General features: G+C 51.2%; 17 protein-coding genes. 5 read left to right on the top strand and 12 right to left on the bottom strand.

Annotated features, from left to right (window positions below; all coding sequences use genetic code 11):
* Positions 1 to 300: 300 nt before the first annotated feature.
* Positions 301 to 1,659: a UDP-glucose dehydrogenase family protein gene (locus ACEW81_RS02815; RefSeq protein WP_373531449.1), complete on the top strand. Its 1,359-nt coding sequence runs from the start codon at positions 301 to 303 to the stop codon at positions 1,657 to 1,659.
* Positions 1,656 to 2,603 carry a UDP-glucuronic acid decarboxylase family protein gene (locus tag ACEW81_RS02810; RefSeq protein ID WP_373531448.1) on the top strand — a complete coding sequence of 316 codons (948 nt, stop codon included), beginning with the start codon at positions 1,656 to 1,658 and terminating at the stop codon, positions 2,601 to 2,603. The genes ACEW81_RS02815 and ACEW81_RS02810 overlap by 4 nt, the downstream gene beginning before the upstream one ends.
* Here the strand turns inward: ACEW81_RS02810 and ruvX are convergent.
* Together ruvX and ACEW81_RS02800 are read right to left on the bottom strand one after the other, a co-directional pair.
* Positions 2,600 to 3,055 carry a Holliday junction resolvase RuvX gene (gene ruvX / locus ACEW81_RS02805; protein WP_373531447.1) on the bottom strand — a complete coding sequence of 152 codons (456 nt, stop codon included), beginning with the start codon at positions 3,053 to 3,055 and terminating at the stop codon, positions 2,600 to 2,602. The two genes, ACEW81_RS02810 and ruvX, sit on opposite strands and share 4 nt — an antisense overlap.
* Positions 3,052 to 4,776 carry a hypothetical protein gene (locus ACEW81_RS02800; RefSeq protein WP_373531446.1) on the bottom strand — a complete coding sequence of 575 codons (1,725 nt, stop codon included), beginning with the start codon at positions 4,774 to 4,776 and terminating at the stop codon, positions 3,052 to 3,054. Before ACEW81_RS02800 ends, ruvX begins: the two co-directional genes overlap by 4 nt.
* A gap of 154 nt (positions 4,777 to 4,930) precedes the next feature.
* On the opposite strand from ACEW81_RS02800, the gene ACEW81_RS02795 reads away from it, so the two are divergent.
* Positions 4,931 to 6,262: a DUF512 domain-containing protein gene (locus tag ACEW81_RS02795; protein ID WP_373531445.1), complete on the top strand. Its 1,332-nt coding sequence runs from the start codon at positions 4,931 to 4,933 to the stop codon at positions 6,260 to 6,262.
* Positions 6,263 to 6,324: 62 nt separating this feature from the next.
* Here the strand turns inward: ACEW81_RS02795 and ACEW81_RS02790 are convergent, their stop codons facing one another.
* The 9 genes from ACEW81_RS02790 to ACEW81_RS02750 all read right to left on the bottom strand — a co-directional run bounded on the left by ACEW81_RS02790 (position 6,325) and on the right by ACEW81_RS02750 (position 18,147).
* Positions 6,325 to 7,629 carry a tetratricopeptide repeat protein gene (locus tag ACEW81_RS02790; protein WP_373531444.1) on the bottom strand — a complete coding sequence of 435 codons (1,305 nt, stop codon included), beginning with the start codon at positions 7,627 to 7,629 and terminating at the stop codon, positions 6,325 to 6,327.
* Positions 7,630 to 7,899: 270 nt separating this feature from the next.
* Positions 7,900 to 8,937, bottom strand: a complete 1,038-nt coding sequence (locus ACEW81_RS02785) for a hypothetical protein (RefSeq protein ID WP_373531443.1) — start codon at positions 8,935 to 8,937, stop codon at positions 7,900 to 7,902.
* A gap of 20 nt (positions 8,938 to 8,957) precedes the next feature.
* Positions 8,958 to 11,426 carry an ATP-dependent Clp protease ATP-binding subunit gene (locus tag ACEW81_RS02780; RefSeq protein WP_373531442.1) on the bottom strand — a complete coding sequence of 823 codons (2,469 nt, stop codon included), beginning with the start codon at positions 11,424 to 11,426 and terminating at the stop codon, positions 8,958 to 8,960.
* Between the two features lie 434 nt (positions 11,427 to 11,860).
* Positions 11,861 to 12,580 carry a pseudouridine synthase gene (locus tag ACEW81_RS02775; protein WP_373531441.1) on the bottom strand — a complete coding sequence of 240 codons (720 nt, stop codon included), beginning with the start codon at positions 12,578 to 12,580 and terminating at the stop codon, positions 11,861 to 11,863.
* Positions 12,577 to 13,083: a hypothetical protein gene (locus ACEW81_RS02770; RefSeq protein ID WP_373531440.1), complete on the bottom strand. Its 507-nt coding sequence runs from the start codon at positions 13,081 to 13,083 to the stop codon at positions 12,577 to 12,579. The genes ACEW81_RS02775 and ACEW81_RS02770 overlap by 4 nt, the downstream gene beginning before the upstream one ends.
* A gap of 72 nt (positions 13,084 to 13,155) precedes the next feature.
* Positions 13,156 to 14,292: a lipocalin-like domain-containing protein gene (locus ACEW81_RS02765; RefSeq protein WP_373531439.1), complete on the bottom strand. Its 1,137-nt coding sequence runs from the start codon at positions 14,290 to 14,292 to the stop codon at positions 13,156 to 13,158.
* A 5-nt stretch (positions 14,293 to 14,297) separates the two neighbouring features.
* A complete protein-coding gene (locus ACEW81_RS02760) occupies positions 14,298 to 16,943 on the bottom strand; it encodes an FtsX-like permease family protein (RefSeq protein ID WP_373531438.1) in 2,646 nt (881 codons plus the stop codon).
* Positions 16,936 to 17,622 (bottom strand): ABC transporter ATP-binding protein, encoded by a 687-nt coding sequence (locus tag ACEW81_RS02755; protein WP_373531437.1) that lies wholly within the window; start codon positions 17,620 to 17,622, stop codon positions 16,936 to 16,938. The genes ACEW81_RS02760 and ACEW81_RS02755 overlap by 8 nt, the downstream gene beginning before the upstream one ends.
* Positions 17,623 to 17,655: 33 nt before the next feature.
* Positions 17,656 to 18,147: a peroxiredoxin gene (locus ACEW81_RS02750; RefSeq protein ID WP_373531436.1), complete on the bottom strand. Its 492-nt coding sequence runs from the start codon at positions 18,145 to 18,147 to the stop codon at positions 17,656 to 17,658.
* A 232-nt stretch (positions 18,148 to 18,379) separates the two neighbouring features.
* Here ACEW81_RS02750 and ACEW81_RS02745 point away from each other — a divergent pair, with 232 nt between their 5' ends.
* Together ACEW81_RS02745 and nhaA are read left to right on the top strand one after the other, a co-directional pair.
* Positions 18,380 to 19,375: an L-threonylcarbamoyladenylate synthase gene (locus ACEW81_RS02745; RefSeq protein ID WP_373531435.1), complete on the top strand. Its 996-nt coding sequence runs from the start codon at positions 18,380 to 18,382 to the stop codon at positions 19,373 to 19,375.
* Positions 19,376 to 19,505: 130 nt separating this feature from the next.
* A complete protein-coding gene (nhaA, locus tag ACEW81_RS02740) occupies positions 19,506 to 20,864 on the top strand; it encodes a Na+/H+ antiporter NhaA (RefSeq protein ID WP_373531434.1) in 1,359 nt (452 codons plus the stop codon).
* 298 nt (positions 20,865 to 21,162) lie between these two features.
* Here the strand turns inward: nhaA and ACEW81_RS02735 are convergent, their stop codons facing one another.
* Positions 21,163 to 22,758 (bottom strand): hypothetical protein, encoded by a 1,596-nt coding sequence (locus ACEW81_RS02735; RefSeq protein WP_373531433.1) that lies wholly within the window; start codon positions 22,756 to 22,758, stop codon positions 21,163 to 21,165.
* Positions 22,759 to 22,763 lie beyond the last annotated feature (5 nt).

Raw genomic sequence — 22,763 nt, 5'->3', positions numbered from 1 at the left:
CACTGACTTCTCCATCTGCTGCTGGCTGCTCAGTCATGTAGTCAATTTTGGAAGTTTTTAAGCTTTTTTATTGCGTAGTTTATTAAGCATTAATAATGGCGAACTTAGCTTCATGAGTTTTAGTGTTCACCTGAATTTCGACAAGGTAAATGTCTTAATTTAAGACAGATGTCATCACTTTTAGTACTTATGCTGCTGTGGTGTCAATTCAAAAAAGCTTTCGGGTTTTCACGCGAACGCCTTCATTGCGTTAGAATGGAAATCAACGTACTGGTTGGTTTGAAGATGGAGCACTTCCTTGTGAAAGTATGCGTTGTTGGCACCGGATATGTAGGCTTGGTGGCTGGAACCTGTCTGGCTGAAATGGGGAACGATGTTGTTTGCGTGGATAACAATCCCGCTAAAATTGAAGCTTTGCGCCAAGGCCATGTTCCCATTTATGAACCGGGGCTTGAGGAGTTGATCCGCTCCAACACCAAGGAAGAGCGCTTATCTTTCACCACGGACTTGGACGAAGCTGTGCGAAAAGCCCTGATTTGCATCATTGCGGTGGGAACCCCAGAAAAAGAAGATGGTTCCGCCGATTTAAGCGCCGTATTGGGGGTGGCTCGTCAAATTGCCAGCGCCATGGACGGTTACCGGGTGATTGTGACCAAAAGTACAGTGCCAGTGGGGACCGCCGATCAAATTCGTACTATTGCGGCTGAAGCAACTAAACACGAGTTTTCCGTGGTGTCCAACCCGGAGTTCCTGAAGCAGGGTGCTGCGGTGGATGACTTTCTGAAGCCGGATCGGGTGGTGATTGGTGCCGATAGCCAGCGGGCTTTTGACATTATGCGAGAGCTTTACGGGCCATTCTTACGCACCGGCAACCCCATCATCAACATGGATATTAAATCCGCCGAGATGACCAAATACGCGGCCAACGCCTTTTTGGCCACTAAAATTTCCTTTATCAACGAAATGAGTACCCTTTGCGAAAAAGTGGGTGCCGATATTTCCATGGTGCGTACCGGCATTTCCACGGATAACCGCATTGGGCCGCAATTCTTGTTTCCGGGGCTGGGGTACGGGGGTTCCTGTTTCCCAAAAGATGTGAAAGCGTTGATTAAAACCGGTCAGGAGAATGGCCACCAGATGAATATTCTGGAAGCGGTGGATCAAAAGAATGATCAGCAGCGTCTCGATTTTATCGACAAGATTTTGGCCTACTTTGAAGGGGATGTGAAAGACAAAACCTTTGCCCTATGGGGACTGGCCTTTAAACCCAGAACCGATGACCTGCGGGAAGCGCCCAGCAAAACCATTATTGAGGCATTGCTGGCCAAAGGGGCCAAAATTCGGGCGTTTGATCCCAAGGCCAGCATGGTGGCCCGTCAAATTTTTGGCAATCAAATTGCTTATACGGAAACCGCCTATGAAGCGCTGGAAGAAGCGGACGCGCTTTTGCTGGTGACCGAATGGAACGAGTTCCGCCGTCCCGATTTCGACAAGATGAAAAAGCTGATGAAGCGGGCTGTAATTTTCGATGGCCGCAATCAGTACGAGATTGAGCGCATGGGCCGTCGTGGATTTGAATACTACTGTGTAGGCCGTCCGGGGGTGGACGGCGTGGAAGTGGATGAAACAGAAGCCCAACGGGAGCGTACTGGCGTATGAAAAAACGAATTTTAATTACGGGTGGGGCTGGCTTTATTGGCTCTCACCTTACGGAACGGCTGCTGCATGCAGGCAATGAAGTGATTTGTCTGGATAACTTTTTTACCGGCAGCAAGGATAACATTGTGCATTTGCTGGATCACAAGTACCTGGAAGTGATTCGCCATGATGTGATTGAGCCGATTTTGCTGGAAGTGGATGAGATTTACAATTTGGCTTGTCCTGCTTCCCCGGTGCATTATCAGTACAATCCGGTAAAAACCGTTAAAACCAATGTGCTGGGCATGATCAACATGCTGGGTTTGGCCAAGCGCACCAAGGCCAAAATTTTTCAGGCATCTACTTCTGAGGTGTATGGAGATCCTGAACAGCATCCCCAACATGAGAGCTACTGGGGACACGTGAACCCCATTGGCACTCGCAGTTGCTATGATGAAGGCAAGCGCATTGCTGAAACGCTGTGCATGGACTACCATCGGCAAAATGGGGTTCGGGTCAAAATTGTACGGATTTTTAATACCTACGGCCCCCGAATGGCCATTAACGACGGTCGGGTGGTCAGTAACTTTATTGTGCAGGCCCTGCAAAATCAGCCTATTACCATTTACGGAGAAGGCCAGCAAACCCGCTCTTTCTGCTATGTGGATGATTTGGTGGAAGGCTTTGTGCGCCTAATGGACAACACCCCGGAGGACTTTACCGGGCCGGTTAACATCGGCAATCCGGGTGAGTTTACCATTTTGCAGCTGGCGGAAAAAGTGCTGGCTCTGACTGGTTCTACTTCTAAAATTGAGCGTAAGCCCCTGCCGCCGGATGATCCCACCCAGCGCCGCCCGGATATTACCCTGGCCAAGCAAAAGCTGGGCTGGGAGCCTACCATCATGCTGGAAGAAGGCCTGAAAAAGACCATTGCCTACTTTGAGCAGCGATTAAGGCAGGTTTAAAAGGCTTTTTTGGCTTTTCTATCCAGATAGTCCTGCAAAATACGCATGGCGGCGGCTTGATCGACCACGCCTTTTTTGCGGTGGCGAGAGCTTTGAATGCCCATATCCCGCAAGGATTGCTCGGCCATTTTGGAGGTTAGTCGTTCATCCATAAAAGCGACTTCAACCTTCAGCCCTTCGGTTAAAATAGCGCCAAGCTCTCTGGCCTTTTGGGCGGAAATGCCCTCTTCTCCGCTCATGTGCAGGGGCAATCCAATAATTACTTCCCGAATCTCATAGCGATCACAAATGGCGGCCAGCTCGGGCAGCAGATCCTTGCCTTCGTAATTGCTCAGTGTATCCAGTCCCACCGCAAAGTTACCGAACGGATCGCTGACGGCTAAGCCCAAGCGCTTTTCTCCGGGGTCTATGCCCAAAATGCGCCGGGGTAACAGATCTTCTTCTAAGCTCATGGTTCCAGTTCCCAGGCGGTTAAAACCGCATCTACCAAATGCTCAAAGGCTTCGCTGTTTTGCAATTCCGAAGCGCTTTGAGCCCCTTGCTTCAGGCGCAACAAATCTTCTTCCACGCAGCGGCGGCCATAGTGCTTAATAAAGCCATCCAGCGGGGTTTCTACCCCTTGATAGGTCAGCAACTTTTGTACCTCGGTGGCCGCCAACCCGGCAAAGGTGGAGGCTTTTTGCTCCATTAGCAAATAAGCGGAATCGGCCAGCCGGTTGGTTAAAATGGCTTTCCATTCGCTATTCAAAAGCCCATGTACCATGGCTTCCGCCAGGTTATCCAGCGTGGCGATAAAAGCGGTTTCCAGTTGTTTGAGCTTGCTGTTTTTTTCGGCGTCGGTGGCCTCGGCCATGGCGCGGGCGCAGACATCCAGCACATCTTCCAAAATGGTGGTCACCACTGCGTGATCGCCTTCTTCCAGAAACCAGGTGCTGAAATCCGGGTGCTGATAAAGGCTGACGCTGGCTTGATGCCAATTAGGGTTGGCCCACGGCGCACTAATGGCAGCCACATCCAAAGGGGCCAGGGTCAACAGATCAGGGTCTTGCAGTAATGCTTTCCAGCAGCTGTATTCATAAGGAATCCGAAATTTGTGCTGGTGGTTGATGGCCTCGGCGGCTTGCAGTTTTTGCAGGCAATAAATGGGTGGGGTGTGAACCTTGGTGTTTTCTTCATGGAATTTTTCAATCAGTTTGTGGAAATCCGGCTTGGACAGCTCGTAAAATCCAAAGCAGTCGATAATGCCATGTAAATCGTTAATGGCCACGCTCATCATGCAAATGTCGCCGTTTTCCCGTTCCCGGCTAATGACAATGCCCTGATTGCCAATGCCATCGGGAATGGTGGCAAAACACTGGTAAATTTCGGTTTGCTCCACCAAAGAATGCCGCTCGGTCAGCTCTTGCCGGGCTTCTTCCAGTTTGTCTTCCCGGTAAAGCCCCCCAATTTTGAGGGCGTTGATGGACTTTTTGATCACCTTCATTAGTTTGGGATCATCAGCAAACCAGTCCTGATTGTCGGCCAGAAACAACGCCGCTTTTTTAGAGCGGGTTTCACCCAGTAAACCCAAAATCAGTTCCTGGGTTTGGTGGGGGGGCAGGGCCAAAATGGCGGGCAAAAAGATATTCAACAGGTACTCAACCGGATAATCGGCTTGCAGGGAGCTGATCAGGTTGCATTGCTCATCTACCGGCAGGGAAAAAATAAAGTCGATAAAATCAATCAGGGCTTCCGGGTTGCGGGTGGAAACCTCTAGCATGCGCTCGGTTTCCCGGTTAATCAGCCCTGCCGGGTCATCCAGATAGTCCAGATACAGGTTGGGGTCGGTTTCATCGCCCAGCTGCCTTAAAATGACATTGGCGGCGTCCTTGACCTCATCACTGGTTTTGGGGTTTTCAATAAGCGCCCACAACGGTTTTTGCAGGCTATCAATACTGCCCAGTTCCATTAACAGTTCAGAAATGACCTGAATCAGGCGCAAACTGCTTGCCCGTTGCAGCTCTTTCACCAAAATACGCTGGACGGTTTCCTGATCCTGAATGGTTCGCAAGCGCTTGAGCTGCTTGTTTTTCTCCAGTCGGGAAGGGTCATCCAGAGTGTTCAGGAAATCAATAACCGACAGCACTTCGCTGCGAATAAAAAGCTTGGAGGATGGGGGTGGTGTTTGGCTCATAATTCAAATTGTATTACATTACTTTCTTTAACAGGTTTCCCGAATCAAGATAAAAAATAAGGCAAGCCTTAAGGACGAGCCGGTTTTTATAAGGGAAACACTTTTACATCAGCCGATAGCGCAAACTGGGAGAAAACCAGAGTTGTCCTTTAAAATGAATGCTATTATTGCCTCTATCGCTTCCGGCAGTATTGCCGAGGAGTTGGGTTTGCAGCCCGGAGATGCGCTGCTGGCCATGAATGGTTCCGATGCGCTGGAAGATATGTTTGACTACCAGTTTGAAGTCTCGGGTTCAGAATACCTTGAATTGCGAGTTCTGCACAACAACGGTTCGGAGGAAATTTACGAGGTGGAGAAAGAGGAAGACGATGATTTGGGCATTGTCTTTACCTCTCCGGTGTTTACGCCTATTAAAACCTGTAATAACGCTTGCCCCTTTTGCTTTATCGATCAGCAACCCCAAGGGCTACGGGCCAGCCTGTATGTAAAGGATGATGACTACCGTCTTTCCTACTTTGCCAATACCTATATCACGCTCACCAATCTGACCCCTCGGGATCGGGAACGCATTGCCCGTTTACGTCCCGGCCCATTGTATATTTCAGTGCATTCCACCGTACCAGCGGTGCGGGAAGTGGCCCTGAAAAACAAAAAGGGCGGCAACATTATGGTGGAACTGAGTTGGCTGAAAAGCCTTGAAGTGCCCTATCATTGCCAAATCGTTATTTGTCCGGGGCTGACCGATGGGGATAGCCTGCGTCAATCCTTGAGCGATCTCTATACCTTGCGCCCTCAAGCCATGTCCGTGGCGGTGGTGCCGGTAGGCTTAACCCAATACCGGGATCACCTCTCGGAGCTGACCCCCGTGGATCAGCAAAGCGCCGCAGGGGTGATTGCCATTGTGGAAGCGTTTAAGGCCCAGCATGCCGATGCCGCCGATTTTGTATTTCTTTCCGATGAGTTTTACTTTAAGGCAGGGCTGCCGTTGCCCGCTTACGGCGAGTACGGGGATTTTCCGCAACTGGATGACGGGGTAGGCACTGCCCGCATGCTGCTGGAAGATTTTTTCAACCTGGAAGCCACTTTGCCAGCCAGCGTGAACCCGTCCTTCAACGTGCTATTGCTAACCGGAAAGCTGGGGGCCATGATTTTACAACCCATTGCCACCCGCTTAAACGCCGTGGATGGCCTTTATGTGGATTTGCTGGCCGTAAAAAGTCAGTTTTGGGGGGATTCTGTAGACGTGGCCGGTTTGGTTACCGGCGAAGATATTCTGTCAACCTTGTCTCAAATGGATATTTCAGGTTATCGCTCGGCCATCATCCCCTCGGTAATGCTTAAGCAATCTACAGAAACTTTTTTAGATGGTAAGACTGTGAGCGAAATTTCTCAGGCTCTGGGTTTGCCCTTTCAAATCGTTCAGGATTCTTACAGCGCCAAAGAGTTGGTGGACAAAGTTTTTTCGGAAGCCGCCCTTTCAGTTTAAAGCCCTGTTGTTTAAAAACTCTGTTGAAAGCTTTGTACGAGGATGGCCCGATAAAGCGTGGTTTAGCCCAGTTGCTTTAAGCGTTGCATGGCCTTCATGGCGTTTTCCGGCTGATTGGCTTCCACATACACCGAGGCCAGTTGTTGTAAAGCGCTGGTGTATCGTGCCTTATCCTTGGCCTGCTTGGCTGCGCCCAGTGATTGCTGATAACTGGCAATGGCCTTGGGGTATTCCCTATTTTTTCGGTAAGCGGCCCCTAAATTGGTTTGCAAATCGCTGCGAACCCCCGGCGGAATGGTTTGGGTGGGCATTAGGCTGGCTGCTTGTTGCAAGGCTTTAATCGCTTCGGTGGTATCGCCGGTGCGCAAGGCAATGCTGCCCAGGTCATTCAGCGAGCGCAGCTGGGTTTGGGGGTCGGCATGCAGTGCGTCCAGTGCGGCTACTTGTTGATAGTAGCCTTTGGCCCTTTGGGAATCGCCATGATCTTCCAGAATGGAGGCCATGGCGTGTAAGGCGTTGGATTGCTTAAGGGGCAATGCCGCCTGCTCAAACTGTTGAGCGGCCTGATCATAGGCATGCACCGCTTTTTCCCAATGTCCGGCCTGATCGTAAATTTTGCCCCGCAGCCCCCAAACCTTGCCCGCCCACTCCGGCTTGTTCTTATCCGCCAGCAAATCAAGGGCGGCTTGTAGCTTTTCATCGGCCCGATCATAGTGCTTTTGCTGCTGCTCTGCTTTCGCTGCTTCAATCAGGCTTTTGAGTTCGGATTTGGCGGAGATTTTTAAACCCAATCCGTCTGCTTCCAGCACTTCGGCGGATGCGTCCGTCAGGTTTTGTCCCGCTGTTTCTTCGTGCAAAGGCTTTTGAGTGGCCACCGTGGTTTCTTCAGCGGAAATATCCGCTTTGTAGTCAATATCCTGGGTCAGTAAGGCATCTACCCATTCTCTAACCACTTTGGAAGGTTGACCCAGCGCTTTGCCAATGTACTGATCCAGCGTATTGGCCGCCGTGCGCAGGCTGTGTTTGATAAAGCCCACCTCGGGCTGATCCTTGCCCGCCTGATAGCGAACCACATTCAGATAGGCCGATACTTCCTGCTGGGTATTTTCGTCCGCTCCCAAGGCGGTCATGGTGTTTCTGAAGTCATGGATGACATCGTTCAGCGGAATTTTTTGAAACTGGTTGTATTGAACCGCTTTTAAACCGGAAGCCGATTGACCGGCAGAAACCGTGTCGGTCGGTTCATTGCTGGCAGGCGCCCAGCCGGGTTTGGGTTCCGCGTCCGCAGGAATGGGGCCACGGCCATTTCCGGCGTTTTGGGAACGCTGGTAAGGGGCAATTAGCGGGGTGTAAATACGAGACACCATAGTTCAGGCTGCTCCGGCCATTGCATTGGCTTTACTCAACTGATCGGTCACATTCAGGCCGATTCGCTCTATTTGCCATTTCGACCAATGGGGGGCGAAGTTCAGCGGGCCTGTTGAAAGATCCTGCGTTTGCAGGAGCTGTTCAAAAGACCTGTTGAAAGTGTATGCAGAAAAATCAATCCCGCCAGTGGTGATGAATGATAAACGGGCATGGCGCATCGCAAAATAACGGCAAGCGCTGTTGATTATTTTCAGGCGGATGCAACCGAATTAAAAACGATTGGCAAACCAGTTACCGGAAGAAGAGGCGCTGCCGGTAGGCGGAGGCGGGCTAAAGCATTCTCTTAACTGGGGAGGCAGCTTGCTGTAATAAATAGACAGCCCGTGATGATAGGTATAAAACTTGAAAAAGTTGAACCCCAAATACCAGATAACCGTGAGCAACTCCATACCAAAAATGAACGAAACATTGGCCTTGAAGCCGATGAAATCATGAATGTCCACGCTGCTTAACAGCCATGCGATTTCCGCAAAAATACCGAGTAATAACAGCAGATAAGCAGGAAACAGCACATACACATAAGGAGAGCAGAAGGCAATGCGCCCGCACCGCTGCAAAATCAACGGGTTGGGTAAATCTGGCTCGGTAACTGCCACAATATCCCCAAACAAGGAGGTAAGCGCCGTCCAAATGCTGTTTAAAAAGGCAAACAGGGTAAACAGGCCCAGCATCATAATCAGGAACAGTTCAATGGTTAACTGCACAGACAGGCCAATAAACGATAAATCGCTAAAGGTGTTGAACAAATACAATTCCACCAGACCCACCAAAAACGTAATGGTAGCCATCACAATGGGGGGCAGGCAAACCATGGCCACTTGATAGATTTTCCATTGAATCAGGGCGGCCATGCCCCGGTTGCTGTCGGTTTGGTAATCCACATGCAAGGCATGAGGGCGTGGAAACGCATTGGCCCAGGCGGTATAGTAAATGGTTTTGATGCGCAGTAAAAGCTGAAATCCGCCTAAAAAAGCCAGCACCGCAAAGGCGCCTAATTTTATAAAAAAGTAGGTGGGTAAATCGCCAAAGGTGGCCTCTTGTCCGGCGGCCACCATAATCCGGGAGCGAATCCACTCCAGCAGCGGGATAATCAGGCTCTCTCCGGTCAGGATGACAATGGGGGTAATTAATAACAGCAAAACCAGCAACGGAATCACCTGTGGCGGAAGGATCATATCCAAGGCCGACACCCCTGCGGGCAGGGACGGTGGTAGCTCGTAGCTGGTCTTGCTGATTTTGTTACTCATCTGCCTCTGGCATGATTAACCTATGCGGTTACCTGGGGAGAGTCTTCTTTTTGGGCGGGTTTTTCATCGGTTTTTTCAAACACGATTTCTCCATCTTTCAGGCTGGCTGCGATGTTATCGCCTTCCTTAAAGCGGCCCAGTAGAATCTGTTCAGACAATTCGTCTTCCAGCTTCTTCTGAATCACCCGACGCAAAGGACGCGCGCCGTAGGAAGGGCTGTAGCCTTCCTTGGCCAACTCGTCTTTGACATCGTCTGGTACCACTAAACCCATGCTTTGGGTACTTAAGCGCTTGATCAGATCCTGCAACATGATATTCACAATGTTGCGAATTTCTTCCTTGGTCAACTGGTGGAAGATGATGGTGTCATCCAGACGGTTCAGGAACTCGGGACGGAACATTTTTTTCATTTCGTCCATCACGGTTTCCTTCATTTTTTCATAGCGCGCCTTTTCATCATCATCGCTCACCGAAAAGCCCAGCGGAGACGGGTTTTCGATGCCCCGTGCGCCCACGTTGCTGGTCATAATGATAATGGTGTTCTTGAAGTCCACGCTGCGGCCTTTGGAATCGGTCAGGCGACCGTCATCCAGAATTTGCAGCAACAGGTTGAACACATCCGGGTGTGCTTTCTCGATTTCATCGAACAGGATGACCGCATAGGGCTTACGACGCACCATTTCGGTGAGTTGTCCGCCTTCGCTGTATCCAACATAGCCGGGAGGCGAGCCAATTAGCTTGCTAACCGTATGACGTTCCATGTATTCGGACATATCTACCCGAATAATGTTGTCCTGAGAACCAAAGAAGTAATCGGCCAAGGCTTTGGCCAATTCGGTTTTACCCACCCCGGTGGGACCGCTGAAAATAAAGGAACCGATGGGCCGGTTGGGATTTTTCAATCCAACCCGAGCTCGCCGAATGGCCTTGGAAATGGCAGTGACCGCATCGTGCTGGCCAATGACCCGCTCGTGCAATGTCTCTTCCATTTTAAGCAGCTTTTCAGATTCGCTTTCGGTTAGCTTGGAAACCGGAACGCCGGTCCAGCTGGACACGATGTGGGCGATATGCTCGGCGGTAACCAGAATTTTCTTGTCTTCTTGCTGCTTTTTCCAGTCTTCCGACATTTCCCGGATTTTTTCCCGCAGCTCGGCTTCTTTATCACGCAAGTCGCTGGCCGTCTCAAACTCCTGGTTACGGATGGCCTGTTCTTTGTCGCGAATGATGCCTTTCAAGTCCTTTTCCAGCACTTTACCTTCCGGCGGCAGGGCGCTGGAGGATAAGCGAACTCTGGAGCTGGCTTCATCAATTAAATCAATGGCTTTGTCTGGCAAAAACCGATCGGCGATATAACGGGAAGACAACTTGGCAGCCGCTTCCAGCGCTTCATCGGTGATGGTCAGTTTGTGGTGCGCTTCATATTTTTCACGCAGTCCCCGCATGATTTCGATGGTTTCATCCACCGAAGGCTCTTCCACCATAACGGGTTGAAAACGACGCTCTAGGGCGGCGTCTTTTTCAATGTGCTTTCTGTACTCGCTGATGGTGGTTGCGCCAATGCACTGCAACTCGCCTCTGGATAAAGCGGGTTTCAGGATGTTGGCAGCGTCAATGGCCCCTTCAGCGGCACCCGCCCCAATTAAGGTGTGTAATTCATCAATGACCAAAATGATGTTGCCGGATTGACGGATTTCATCCATCACCTTTTTCAGGCGCTCTTCAAACTCACCCCGGTACTTGGTACCAGCAACCAGTAAGCCGATATCCAGCTGAACGATTTTTTTATCATTCAGGATTTCCGGCACGTCGCCATTTACAATGCGCTGGGCCAAGCCTTCGGCAATGGCCGTTTTGCCCACGCCGGGTTCCCCGATGAGTACCGGGTTATTTTTGGAACGACGGCCCAGGATTTGAACCACCCGTTCAATTTCTTTTTCACGACCAACCACAGGGTCCAGTCGCTGTTCCTGAGCGGACTGGGTCAGGTTGGTGGAAAATTCATCCAGGGTGGGGGTTTTGCTGCGTCCCGGTGTAGCCGTGGTGGCGGCTCCTCGGGTTTCACCCAGCATACGAATCACGTTGCTTCTAACCTTGGTCAGATCCACGCCTAAATTTTCCAGCACCCTTGCGGCCACGCCTTCGCCTTCGCGAATCAGGCCCAGCAACAGGTGTTCGGTACCAATGTAGTTGTGTCCCAACTGCCGGGCTTCATCCCACGACAGTTCCAATACTCTTTTGGCCCGTGGGGTAAACGGAATTTCCACGGCCACAAAGCCTGAGCCTCGGCCAATAATCTTCTCAACTTCAGCGCGCGCTTCCTTCAGGTTCACGCCCATTCCCTTGAGGGTTTTGGCAGCGATTCCAGTGCCTTCGCCAATCAGACCCAGCAAGATTTGCTCGGTGCCCACAAAGTTGTGGCCTAACCGACGCGCTTCTTCCTGCGCCAGCATGATGACTTTGATTGCTTTTTCTGTAAATCTTTCAAACATACGCGCCTCAGATATAAACCGATCTCTCAGTAAACATTCTAGTATTAATTTGTGAAAGAGGCGACAAACATCCGTAAATCTCTCACAAAGCCGTCGCTTCCCTCACTTCACGTTTCTAGTCTATCCTATCGGGGACACCCGTACAAGAGCATAGAAGCTCTGAACTTCAGAATTTAATGTTTTTTTCAGGACTTTAGGGGGTTAGTGTACTGATGGCATGTCCAAATTGTTCAGGTGAAACCCGTGAAACCGACCGCTATTGTTCAAACTGCGGGATTGAGTTATTCAAAAAGCCTCAAGGGGACAGTCAAGCGCCAAAAACGATATTTGGGGTCAGCTTTTTGACCGTGACTTTGTTGGGCAGCGTGGTGCTGTCGGTTTTGCTGAGCGCGTTGTTTGGTTTCCCGGTTTTTTTGCTGGCCGGTTTTTTGCCATTACTCTGGCAACGGCGAGGCCGCTAAGCTGGCCAGCTCCATTTCGGTAAGGGGGCGCAGCTGCCCGATGGGCAAATCCTGAACTTGCACGGGGCCCAGCGATACCCGGTGCAGTGTTTTAACCCGGTAGCGCAGTTCAATCAGAGTGCGCCGAATTTGCCGGTTAAAGCCCGTAATCAGTTCCACCCGGTAGGTGGGCGGGTTGCCGTTTAGGACTTCCACCCGTGTCATTTTGGCCAGCTTGTTTTCCGGGGTGAGCAGCACGCCGGTTTTCAGTTGTTGCAAATCCGCTGGCTCAAGGGGGCGGTCTAGCGTAATTTCATACACTTTGGGCAGGTGAAAACGGGGATGGGTTACTTTGTAAATAAAATCGCCATCGTTGGACAGAATTAAAGCCCCGCTGCTGTCCTGATCCAGTCGGCCTGCCGGATCCACGGCCCGGAACTCCTGAGGCACCATTTCATAAAAGCTTTTTTGGGCCTTTCCCGCTTTACGGCTAGTGACATAGCCCACGGGCTTATTCAGCAGCAAATAAACTTTTTGGGGCGATTTCAGGGGTTGCCCGTTTACGGTGATTTGATCCACTTGCGGATCAACCTTGGCGCCCATTTCAGCCACCACTTGCCCATTCACTTGGACTTTGCCCTGGGCAATCAAAATGTCCGCTTTTCGACGGGCGCAATAGCCGCTATCGGCAATGGCTTTGTTCAGTCTGATCATGTCAAATTCAATTGTCCTGCTTGGTGTAAGCGCACATGCTGAAACAATCCCAACTGGCAGGATTCCTCATGGATAACCGCACAGCCCAGCTCACGGGCTAAATGCAAAGCGGCCTCATAGTCCGATTGGGAGTATAACACCCATTCACCCCTAATTTCACCTTGGGCGTGAATTTCCACCCGATCGGCATAAATATGAAAGGCCCCTTGGGGGTTGCCGTTCTTCAGTCGGCCCAAGGCCCTGTTTAACGCTTGTTCTGGTTGAATGTTCAAGCTTTTCATGGCAATCAGGGTGCGAATCAGGGCGTCTTCCAGCGAGGCCTGGGTGGTGAGTAACTGGTCTTCATCAAAGGAATCCAGAGCAAAGCGGGCGGTTTCCAGCAAGCGGCCCAGCGCTTCTCGAGACGTGGCGGGCGAGCCTTGTTGCAAGCAGGCCAAACGTTGCGCTTCCGTCAGCGATAAAGGGGTTTCTCTCGGTTTGGTTTTTAGGGCGCTTGTTGTCATCGATCAATCCACCATTCCAGCCTTTATTCTAGCCGAAACGGGAACAAACCCCGCAATGTGAAGGCGTATTTTTTACAGTTTGCCTTTCACGCTTTCTTTGGCGTAACCGGTCATTTCCACATAAGCATCGCCTTGCACCGCTTTTCCGGCTCGGCTGCCGCTGACATGAGAACTACCTTCCCAGTAAGCCACTTTGGTTGAGCCACGGGTGTAAAGCTCCTGATTTTCAAAGCTGGGGGTCACGGTTAATTTCAGTTTTTCAGAGGGAACCGCCACTTGCCAACCCATGGGGTAGGTGCCTTTGCTGGTGGGGCTGGTCCACTTTTTGCCGCTTTCAGTCACTTTAAAATCACTCAGGTTTAAGTGGCGGCTTTGGCCTTGCGCGTTAACCCAGGTGCCGCTGGAGTTGGGATCCACGGTGCCGTCTTCCCGGCGCAGCAGGTACAGCATCAATTCGGTGTTATCGCTTAGTTGCACGCTAAACCAGTCCCAGCCGGTTTGCTCCCGGCTAAGCTGGTTGCTGCCAAACTCGTGATCCATCCATGAAAGTCCGCTCACTGGTTCGGCTTTGCCGTCTATCAAAAGAATGCCATCCGTTTTTAAGCGGGTTAACGAGTAATAATGCGAGGCACAGCCCACGCAACTGGCTTTTTGGCTAATGCCGCCTTTTCCATGGATGACCGGCTGTTTCTCGCTGGCCAGCAACAGGTGAACTTCCTGCTTGCCATCCGGGGAATTGGCCCGCAGCACCATTTGGTTTCCCAGCAATTCGGCCAACCAGAGTTCATTCCACACGTAGTAGGTATCGCTTCTGGCCCCGGCCAGGTTTAAACCGGCCCGGTTCAGCTTTTCACTGTAGTGAAAGGTTTTTTGGGTTTCATCGCTTAAAGCAAAGTGGGTGGCATACAGGTTGTTGGTGTTCCAGGCAGAAGGGGTGTTGCTGCGAATGGCGGGGTCATTGCCAATGCGAAAAAAGGTCAGCTCGTATCCATAGCGCTTGCCCGCTTTGGTTTTTAAATGGCCGGTGTAATACCACCATTCCGTTTTGTAAGCGTCGTGGGATGCGTGATCTCGGGGGAATTGGTAGGTGTAGCCGGACAAAGCGGGCTTGTACTGAAAACCCAGCGCAAAAGGCACTAGCAAAATCAGGCCCAGTGCGGGTAATCCCCACAAGGGCAGACGTTTTAAAATGGACTGAAGAGAGGGCATGGACGTTACTCCGTTTTAATCACTTGCGGGGCGGGGGTTTTAGCGGCCAATCGGGCAGGGATAATGCCGGACACAATGGAGGTGAACATCACCAGGGCGAAGGATTGCAACAGAAACACCCAGGGCAGTTCAAAGCGAATGGTCCAGCCAAACGATTGTTTGTTAATGACATAAACCAGCAGGAAGGATAAGGCAAAGCCCACTGCCATGCCGCTGAGGGTGCCAAACACCCCTAACAGCCCTGCCTTAACCAGTACAATTTTGCCAATCTGGCGGTCGGTGGCCCCTAGATATTTTAAAAGTCCAAATTCCCGACGGGCCTCTAAAACCAGCGCGAAGAGGGCGTTCATTACCGCCAGCAGGGCCACCGCAATGGCAATCACATGCAAGGCGTAGGTAATGGAAAAGGTGCGATCGAAGATGCGAAGCACATTGTCCCGCAGTTCCTGATTGCTGCGAATATCCAGCCTGCTTTGCCCCTTCAGCCGGGTTTGAATGGCTTCCCGAACCTGTTCAGCGCTGACCCCCTGCTTCAGGTACACAGCCAGATTGCTGATGCGATCATCTTTATAAAATTGTTTGTACCAAAGCCGGGGCATGATGATGTAGCCTAAATCGCTGGAATAATCATAGTAAACCCCTTGTACCCGGAAGGGTTGCAAGCCGGTAGGAGTGGCTAAGGTAATTGTTTCGCCCTTTTTCACCCCATGACGGGTAGAAAAGGCCTCAGTTACAATGACAGAAGGGCTGGTCATCACTCGCTTTAAAACGGCTTCCGGTTTTTCATCATCAATAAAAAGCAGGTTACCGTATTTGGCCAGTACCTGAAATTGACCAATGCCCAAGTTGGTGGGATTGCCTTTGTACTGAATCGGGAATTCATAAAAATCATCCACTGCCGCCACGCCCGGAAGCTGGCGAATGGTTTGGATGGCTTGCAATTGAATGCGGCCAGTTTGCTTGCCGTCAAACTTGGATACCGGTTCAATCCACAAATCGGCTTTCAGGGTTTGTTCTACCCAGGTAATCACTGTTTGCCGAAAGCTGCTGATCATCACCGCCAAACTGACCATCATGGCAATGCCAATCATCAGGCTGGCCACAGAAACAGCGGTGCGTCCCAAAGCCCCCCGCAAAATCAATCCGGCCAGTCGGGCCTCAATGCCAAAGCATTGTTGCAACAGGGGCAGTAATCGGCCCAGGGCTATTTTCAGGATTAACGGCATCCATAAGGCGGCGGCTAAAATAGCGCATAATGCCGATATAAACCCAAAAATGGGCAATCCGGCAACGGGGGGCTGAAAAGCGGCCCCCAAAGCGCCTGCCGCAAACAACAGGCCTATCAGGCTCAGTTTGCCGGAGGCCTGAAAAATTTTAGATTCATAGGAGGCCCGCTTGCTGGCCTCGGCGGGAGAGACGGCGGTGGCTTCCAGCACCGGGGCCAAAGCGCCTACAAAGGTCATAAAAAGCCCAAAGCAAAAGGCTTGGGCCACCAGCCAGGGGTTGATAGAGAAAGAATCCAGCACTTGTCCGGTATATAGGGCCGCCACCGTTGTGGCCACCGCCTTAATGGCAAACTGGGACAAAAAGATGCCGAAGCCCAAGCCAATGATGGTGCCAATCAGCCCGATAATCAGGGCTTCGATAATAAACAATCCGAAAATTTGTCGCTTGGAAAAACCAATGGCCCGCAAGGTGCCTATTTCGGGCCTGCGCCGAATAATGGTGATGGACATGGTGTTGTAAATGAGGAAAACCCCCACCAGCAGGGCGATAAAACTCAGGGTGGTCAGGTTGTACTGGTACGATTTCACCATTTTTTCCACCTGTTCCCCTTTTTGGGTGGGTCGGTGGGCTTCCACACCAGGTGGCAACTGGTGTTTCAGTTTTTCTTGAACCACGGAAACGGCGGCATCGGGTACGAATACATCAATTTTGCTGATTTGCCCGCGCAGTCCGAAGGCTTGCTGTGCGGTTGATAAATCCATCACCGCAATTTGCCCGCCGTAGGCATCTCCCAACTCCCCACGGGACAGGATACCGGCTACCGTAAAGCGGGAAGTCCCGTCGTTCAGGTACAAATTAAAAGTATCACCGGGCTTTAGGGCGTGTTTTTTGGCCAGATTTTCGCCCACATAGGCGTGATAGGGCTTCAAAATATCAAAGGGGTTGGCGGAGCTGCTGAGGAGTTGGCTATTGTCTGCCGAATCGCTCTGAAGGTTGGAGAGCATGTCCACCCCCAGCATGCGAACCACTTCCGGTGATTCTTCTGGCGATTGATCCGGCGACTCTTTTGGCGATTCTGTCAGGCTATTTGCCGCTCCTGAATTGGCCCATAAAGCGGTTTGTTCAATTCCTGCCGAAAACCGGCTGGGCTCTTGGCCCGGAATCATCCAAATCCACTGAAGCTGGGTCAGTAGCTGTTCATCCAGCACATCGCTTTGGGTGGGATAGATGGTGAGGGTGCTTTTGCCGCTAACCCGGTTGATGCTGTCCTTGAAATTGCCCAAGGCCATCTCATTGGCCAGATTAATGGCTAACAAAATGCCCACGCCCAACGCAATGCCCAAAACGGTGAGCAGGGTTCTCAGCTTATTTTGGCTTAATGAGCGCAGAATAAGCCGGGGAATCCATTTGAGATAGTTATTCATGGCGAATTTGCCCGTCCCGCATCCGAACAATCCGGTGAGCGCAGGCGGCGGCTTCTTCGCTGTGGGTGGCCATCAAAATAATCGGCCCGCCTTCGCCAGCCAGTCCTTTCAGTAATTCCAAAATGGCGCCACCATTTTCAGTATCCAGATTGCCGGTGGGTTCATCGGCCAAAATGACTTTGGGTTGATGTACCAAGGCTCTTGCAATGGCCACCCGCTGCATTTCTCCGCCCGATAGCTGGGAGGGGAAAAAGTCGGCTCTATGGCTCATGCCCACTTTGTCCAGAATGGCGCTTACTTTTTTTTGCCGTTCCGCTTCCGGTAAACGGTCATCCAAATCCAGCGGCAACGATACATTTTCTTGCACTGTTAAGGTGGAGAGCAAATTGAAAAACTGGAAAATAAAGCCTAGTTCTCTGCGTCTAAAATCCGTCAGCTCTTTTTCGCTTTTGCCCACAATGGGCGCTCCGTGGAATAGTACTTGGCCTTGTGAGGGTTGATCGATGGTGCCCAAAATATTGAGCAGGGTGCTTTTGCCGCACCCACTGGGACCCATCAGGGCCACAAACTCACCGGGCTGAATGGAAAGATTGATGCCTTTCAGCGCGTTGACCTGATGCTCGCCGTATTGTTTATGCAGGTTTTGAATTTCGATGACAGGTTGAGATGAAGCTGACATGATGCGGTTTGGCCTTCTGGCTTTTATGAACAGTTACAACAACGGCTGAGCCTGTGTTTTTAGCACTTCCAGCGCTTTTTGCTGATGAGTTTCCGGCTTGAGCTGAGACGAATAGGCCAGCCGGATGCTACGATCCGGGGCGATCACAAAGGTAACCCTTCCGGGTAGCAAGCCCAGCGATTTTTTAACGCCAAAAGCCTTGGCCACTGCGCCGCCGGGGTCACTGAGTAATGGGTAAGGCAATTTTTGACTGTCGCTAAAATTCTGGTGCGATTCGCTGGCATCCCCGCTCACCCCTAGCACCAAGGCCCCCAAGTCCTTAAAATCATCGTAGGCATTGCGAAAGGAGCATACCTGGGCGGTGCAGCCGGGGGTGTTGTCTTTGGGGTAGAAAAACAGCACCACCCAATGGGTTTTCAGCAGCTCATACAGCTGGAACGTTTGACCCTGACTGTCTGATAATTGGAAATCAGGGGCGGTGTCGCCGGTTTGTAGGGTGGGTGGTGTGTCTAAAAAATGAAGCATCGTCCCTCCAGTGTACCACTTGGTAACATGCGTTTCAGCAATGGCTTTATAAATGTTCCGCTATCATCCCTGATTTTTAAGCGGGTGATCAACCTGCCGTCTGGTTTAGTTTTTGTTAGCATGAACCAGTGGCATTCGATTCATGGAATGTCCTGAGTTTGATTCTTTCAAAATCCTGTTCAGGCTCATCTATATCATTATCATTACAAGTTAGTTTGTTGGATTTTTGGCCATGTCCTCTTCCTTTCAACCGCAGGCTCCCTTTTTAACAACCGCCGACCTTCAGCAGGCCGTTGATATCCTCAAGGCGGGTGGGCTGGTGGCCTTTCCCACCGAAACGGTTTACGGGCTGGGCGCTCATGCTGAAAATGCGGATGCTTTGGCCAAGTTGTACGCGGTTAAAGGCAGGCCAACCCGCCACCCGGTAATTGTGCATTTAGGCCATGCGGATCAACTGGGCGATTGGGCTGTTGAGATTCCAGAAATGGCCTATCGCTTGGCTGCCGCCTTTTGGCCGGGACCTTTAACCTTGATTTTAAAACGATCCAGCCGGGTGCCAGACGCGGTTACCGGTGGTCAGGATACGGTCGGGCTTCGGGTGCCGGATCATCCGGTGGCACTGGCTTTGCTGCAGGCTTTTGGCGGCGGCATAGCAGCCCCATCCGCCAATCGGTTTGGCCGCTTAAGCCCCACTAGCGCCGCCCACGTTTGGGATGACTTGGGTCAGGATGTGGATGCCATTGTGGACGGGGGCGTCTGTCAGGTGGGTGTAGAATCCACCATTGTGGCTTTTCAGGATGGACAGCCCATCATCCTCCGGCCCGGTATGATTACCCCGGAGCAAATTCAGGCCGCCTTGCAGTCCGAGTTCAGGCCCGAAACCGGCAATGCCGCTTCCGTCACTCGGGCCCCCGGAACCTTGGCCAGCCATTACGCACCCCGAACGCCCTTAAAACTAGTCAGTAAAAATGCGCTGAATGAGGCATTAAGCCGTTTGCAGCCCGATCAACAGATTGGGGTGCTGTCTTTTTCTGCTGCCATTGATGACCATGCCGCCGCCTGGGCTACCATGCCAGCATCGCCTCAGGCTTACGCAAGGCAATTGTATGCCAAACTCCGGGAGCTGGATGCTTTAAAGCTTTCTTGTATTTGGGTAGAGCAGGTTCCAATGGAAGAAGGCTGGTCTGCGGTTTCTGATCGCTTGAACAGGGCCGCTTTTCAGGGGTAAGTGGCTCGTTGCGGTCGGCAGTTCTGAAAAAAGAGGGGTTGTTTGGGCAAATGCTGGGCTGAAAGCAGATACTGCTTGAAACAGTTACAATAAATACTTAAGCGTTTGGCAGGCAGGAAACGAACGGGCGATGGCAGGACGATTTAAGCAGATACTTTTCAAACCGTTTCATAAATTTTTTCAATTGCAAACCTCGGGTGGGATTTTATTGTTGTTGGCAACCGTTGTGGCCTTGTTTTGGGCCAATTCCCCCTGGCGAGAAGCATATGAGTGGCTGTGGCACTTGCCATTCGGCTTAAGGTTGAATCAGTTTGAATTTGTGCGGCCTTTGCACTTTTGGATTAATGACGGTCTGATGGCCATCTTTTTCTTTGTGGTGGGGCTGGAAATCAAGCGGGAGCTGTGGGTGGGTGAGCTGTCTTCCCCTCGCAAGGCGGCGCTGCCTTTTATGGCCGCTTTGGGGGGTATGCTGTTTCCGGCCCTGTTGTATGTGCTGATTACCGGCCTGCAAAATCCTGCCTATATGTCGGGCTGGGGTATTCCTACGGTAACGGATATCGCCTTTGCGCTGGGCGTTTTGGCCATTTTGGGGGATCGGGTGCCGGTGGGGCTGAAAGTATTTTTGACCGCTTTGGCCATTATCGACGATTTGGGGGCCATTGTGCTGATTGCGGTGTTTTACTCTCAAGGGCTGCATCTGGAATATTTGGGATCGGCGTTGGGGGTGTTGCTGGTGTTATTCGCCCTGAACCGTTTGCGGGTAGATACGCCGTTGCCCTATGCCTTTTTGGGGGTCCTGCTTTGGGTAACCATTCTTCAATCGGGCCTGCATACCACCATTGCCGGGGTGTTGTTGGCCTTTACCATCCCTGCCAGTTCCCGAATTAACCCGCACGATTTTTATCAAAAGGGGCAAAGCTGTTTGCAACGCTTTAACGCCGCAGATGGCGCTCAGGTTTCTGGAATGATGCTGACCAACCAGGAGCATCAGGCCAGTGTGCAGGAACTGGAACTGTTATGCGAGGAAGTCCAGTCTCCCTTGCAAAAGTTGGAGCATATTCTCCACCCTTGGGTCAGTTATGGCATTTTGCCCCTGTTTGCGTTGGCCAATGCGGGTGTATCTTTGCCAGCGGATGGGCCACTTGCCGTTTTGGCGCATCCCATTGGCATCGGCATTTTGGCAGGGCTAATGCTGGGCAAGCCTTTGGGCATTCTGGCGCTTTCATGGTTGGCGGTTCGCTTGGGGTTGGCGGAGCTGCCTCAGGGTGTTCGGTGGCCTTTGATTGCCGGGGCTGGCATTTTGGGCGGCATTGGCTTTACCATGTCGCTGTTTATTTCGGTGCTGGCGTTTCAATCCGCAAGCTATATTACCGATGCCAAAATGGGCGTGCTGCTGGCTTCGTTGTTATCCGCCTTGCTGGGCATGGCCGTTTTGTGGACGCTATTGCGTGTGCAGCCCAACCATTTAACCGATCAGCAACCCCACTAACACGGGTTTGCTTCTGAAATATGTGTAATTTACCGAGTGGATTTTATTGCAAATTGAAGAATGGATCGACCGTACAAAAATCGGTTGTTCTTATTATCTTATTGATTTTTTAAAATGCCGTCAAGGACTGAGGTCTTTTGTTGTAAAAGCAGTTTACATACGGAATGGACTGATTGAATGAGGGCCTTCTTTTTCCCGCTTGGCGTTCATGTTAGGGCGGATAGGCACGCTTTTGACTGGGCTAGGCAGTGAGCCCAGCTTTTACACTGGGCTCACGAGGGATTAAATGGGAGAAGGGCTAGGCCATGCCCAGCGCGCCAGCGCCAATACCCAAGGCCAGTAGCACCTTTTTAGGGAGGCTAATGGAAGAGGCGGCGCTGCTTACCACGGGTGCAGGGGGTTCTGCCAGCGCTGCGGGTGAAGATGCCACACTTTGTGAGTTGGCAGGGGCTGCTGCTTCGCTTGCCACGGGTTTGTCCGCCGGTGCTTTAGCAGGCGTTTTAGCAGCCGATGGCACTGGCACGGGTTGTTTGGGTGCGGGTGCAGGTTGAGCAGCGGCTGGGGATGGGATGGATGCCACCTCGCCCACATCCAAATCCAGGGCTTTGGCGATTTTAAGGATGGTGGCAGGCTTTAGGCTGTGCTGATTTTTATCCAGCAAGTCCAGCGTTTCACCGTCAATATTTGGGTTTGGCACATCTTTGCCGGTAATGGCCTTTAAAGCGGATTTAATATAGTCATCTCCCGGTGTAAATTCAGCGTCTTCCAAACTGTCAATTCCCCGAAAGGCGCTAAAGCTTGTTTGGGGACGATCAGTGCTTTTGGGCATTACAATCTTGCCTTGATCGCTGAAGATTCTCATAGTTCCCTGGCTGTCGCGGGAGTTAATGTATGAAATGAGTTTTCCATTATTGGAGCGGGCCATCTGTGTGCCAACTTTCGCCAAACTGGGATCTTCAGCCAGCTGCTGCCCGTATACCAGGTTTTGAATTGTGTCAGCAATCAATTCTTCAGTATCGGTGCTAATGTTATCTTGATGAACCGCCTCATGCACCATTAGAGCAGAAAGTACTCGGAAGTCCTCGTACTGATATTTCTGGTCTATTAAAATGCTACGCTTGGTATTTCCGGGTAATAAAATACTGACACCATCTCCATTTTCATAGGGTTTACCCGAAAAATCATCGTGTTTAACTCCTTCGAAAACATCACCTTTATAAACATCAATGGCGCCTTTGCCAGCTGTTTTTACCAAATTGACAATGGCTGCCCGTAGTTGGGGATTAGGAACTTTGGCTTTTAAAATGGGGTCATCAAACAATTGAGCGGCTTTTTTGGCTTTGCTGGCATTGCCATCAAAGCGCTGGGTCAGGCTTTTTTCTAAACCGGCTTTCAATTCGGCCTCGCTCATTGCTTTAACAGGAGCGGAATAATAGGGGCGGCTTTCTGGGTATGAAAAATGGCCCAGAAGATCGATATTTTTAGGAACGAAAGGCGGTTTTTTTAAGAATTCTCTGGCCTTTACATCTTCGGCGTCATCTTGCAAATAAAGCGGGGGGAATTCATCAAGGGGGTTGGTGGTAGTTTGTAATAGCTTCCGGCTGGGTTTGCCTTCGGTTAAGGCCATGTCCTCGTTGCCGTGAATCAGGGCTTCCATTTGGGCCAGCTTTTGGGGGGAAAGGGGCTTGTTGAGGGGGTTGTAATGAAAGGCGTCGGTTAAGTTTTTGGAGTGGGCCGGGTTATTCAAACCCAGGCCATGGCTGTTGTTTTGCAAAGCGGCGGCGCCTCCGGCGGAACCGAGCATCAGGGCGATAAAACCGGCTTGTTTCAAGTTTTTTTTACCAGCGAATTGTGGCTGTTGAGTATGGGTGTGAGGACGAATAGAGGTGGTCACTACGA

Source organism: Vampirovibrio sp., from assembly GCF_041737375.1.
In the GTDB taxonomy this organism is placed as follows: domain Bacteria; phylum Cyanobacteriota; class Vampirovibrionia; order Vampirovibrionales; family Vampirovibrionaceae; genus Vampirovibrio.
Note: the sequence above shows the minus strand (reverse complement) of the source record. Positions and strands in the feature narration are given on the sequence as shown.

Bases quoted from the DNA above. Each gene is read 5' to 3' on its own strand.
- ACEW81_RS02810 (WP_373531448.1), top strand. From the start codon at position 1,656: ATGAAAAAACGAATTTTAATTACGGGTGGGGCTGGCTTTATTGGCTCT.
- ruvX (WP_373531447.1), bottom strand. From the start codon at position 3,055: ATGAGCTTAGAAGAAGATCTGTTACCCCGGCGCATTTTGGGCATAGAC.
- ACEW81_RS02800 (WP_373531446.1), bottom strand. From the start codon at position 4,776: ATGAGCCAAACACCACCCCCATCCTCCAAGCTTTTTATTCGCAGCGAA.
- ACEW81_RS02795 (WP_373531445.1), top strand. From the start codon at position 4,931: ATGAATGCTATTATTGCCTCTATCGCTTCCGGCAGTATTGCCGAGGAG.
- ACEW81_RS02790 (WP_373531444.1), bottom strand. From the start codon at position 7,629: ATGGTGTCTCGTATTTACACCCCGCTAATTGCCCCTTACCAGCGTTCC.
- ACEW81_RS02785 (WP_373531443.1), bottom strand. From the start codon at position 8,937: ATGAGTAACAAAATCAGCAAGACCAGCTACGAGCTACCACCGTCCCTG.
- ACEW81_RS02780 (WP_373531442.1), bottom strand. From the start codon at position 11,426: ATGTTTGAAAGATTTACAGAAAAAGCAATCAAAGTCATCATGCTGGCG.
- ACEW81_RS02775 (WP_373531441.1), bottom strand. From the start codon at position 12,580: ATGATCAGACTGAACAAAGCCATTGCCGATAGCGGCTATTGCGCCCGT.
- ACEW81_RS02770 (WP_373531440.1), bottom strand. From the start codon at position 13,083: ATGACAACAAGCGCCCTAAAAACCAAACCGAGAGAAACCCCTTTATCG.
- ACEW81_RS02765 (WP_373531439.1), bottom strand. From the start codon at position 14,292: ATGCCCTCTCTTCAGTCCATTTTAAAACGTCTGCCCTTGTGGGGATTA.
- ACEW81_RS02760 (WP_373531438.1), bottom strand. From the start codon at position 16,943: ATGAATAACTATCTCAAATGGATTCCCCGGCTTATTCTGCGCTCATTA.
- ACEW81_RS02755 (WP_373531437.1), bottom strand. From the start codon at position 17,622: ATGTCAGCTTCATCTCAACCTGTCATCGAAATTCAAAACCTGCATAAA.
- ACEW81_RS02750 (WP_373531436.1), bottom strand. From the start codon at position 18,147: ATGCTTCATTTTTTAGACACACCACCCACCCTACAAACCGGCGACACC.
- ACEW81_RS02745 (WP_373531435.1), top strand. From the start codon at position 18,380: ATGTCCTCTTCCTTTCAACCGCAGGCTCCCTTTTTAACAACCGCCGAC.
- nhaA (WP_373531434.1), top strand. From the start codon at position 19,506: ATGGCAGGACGATTTAAGCAGATACTTTTCAAACCGTTTCATAAATTT.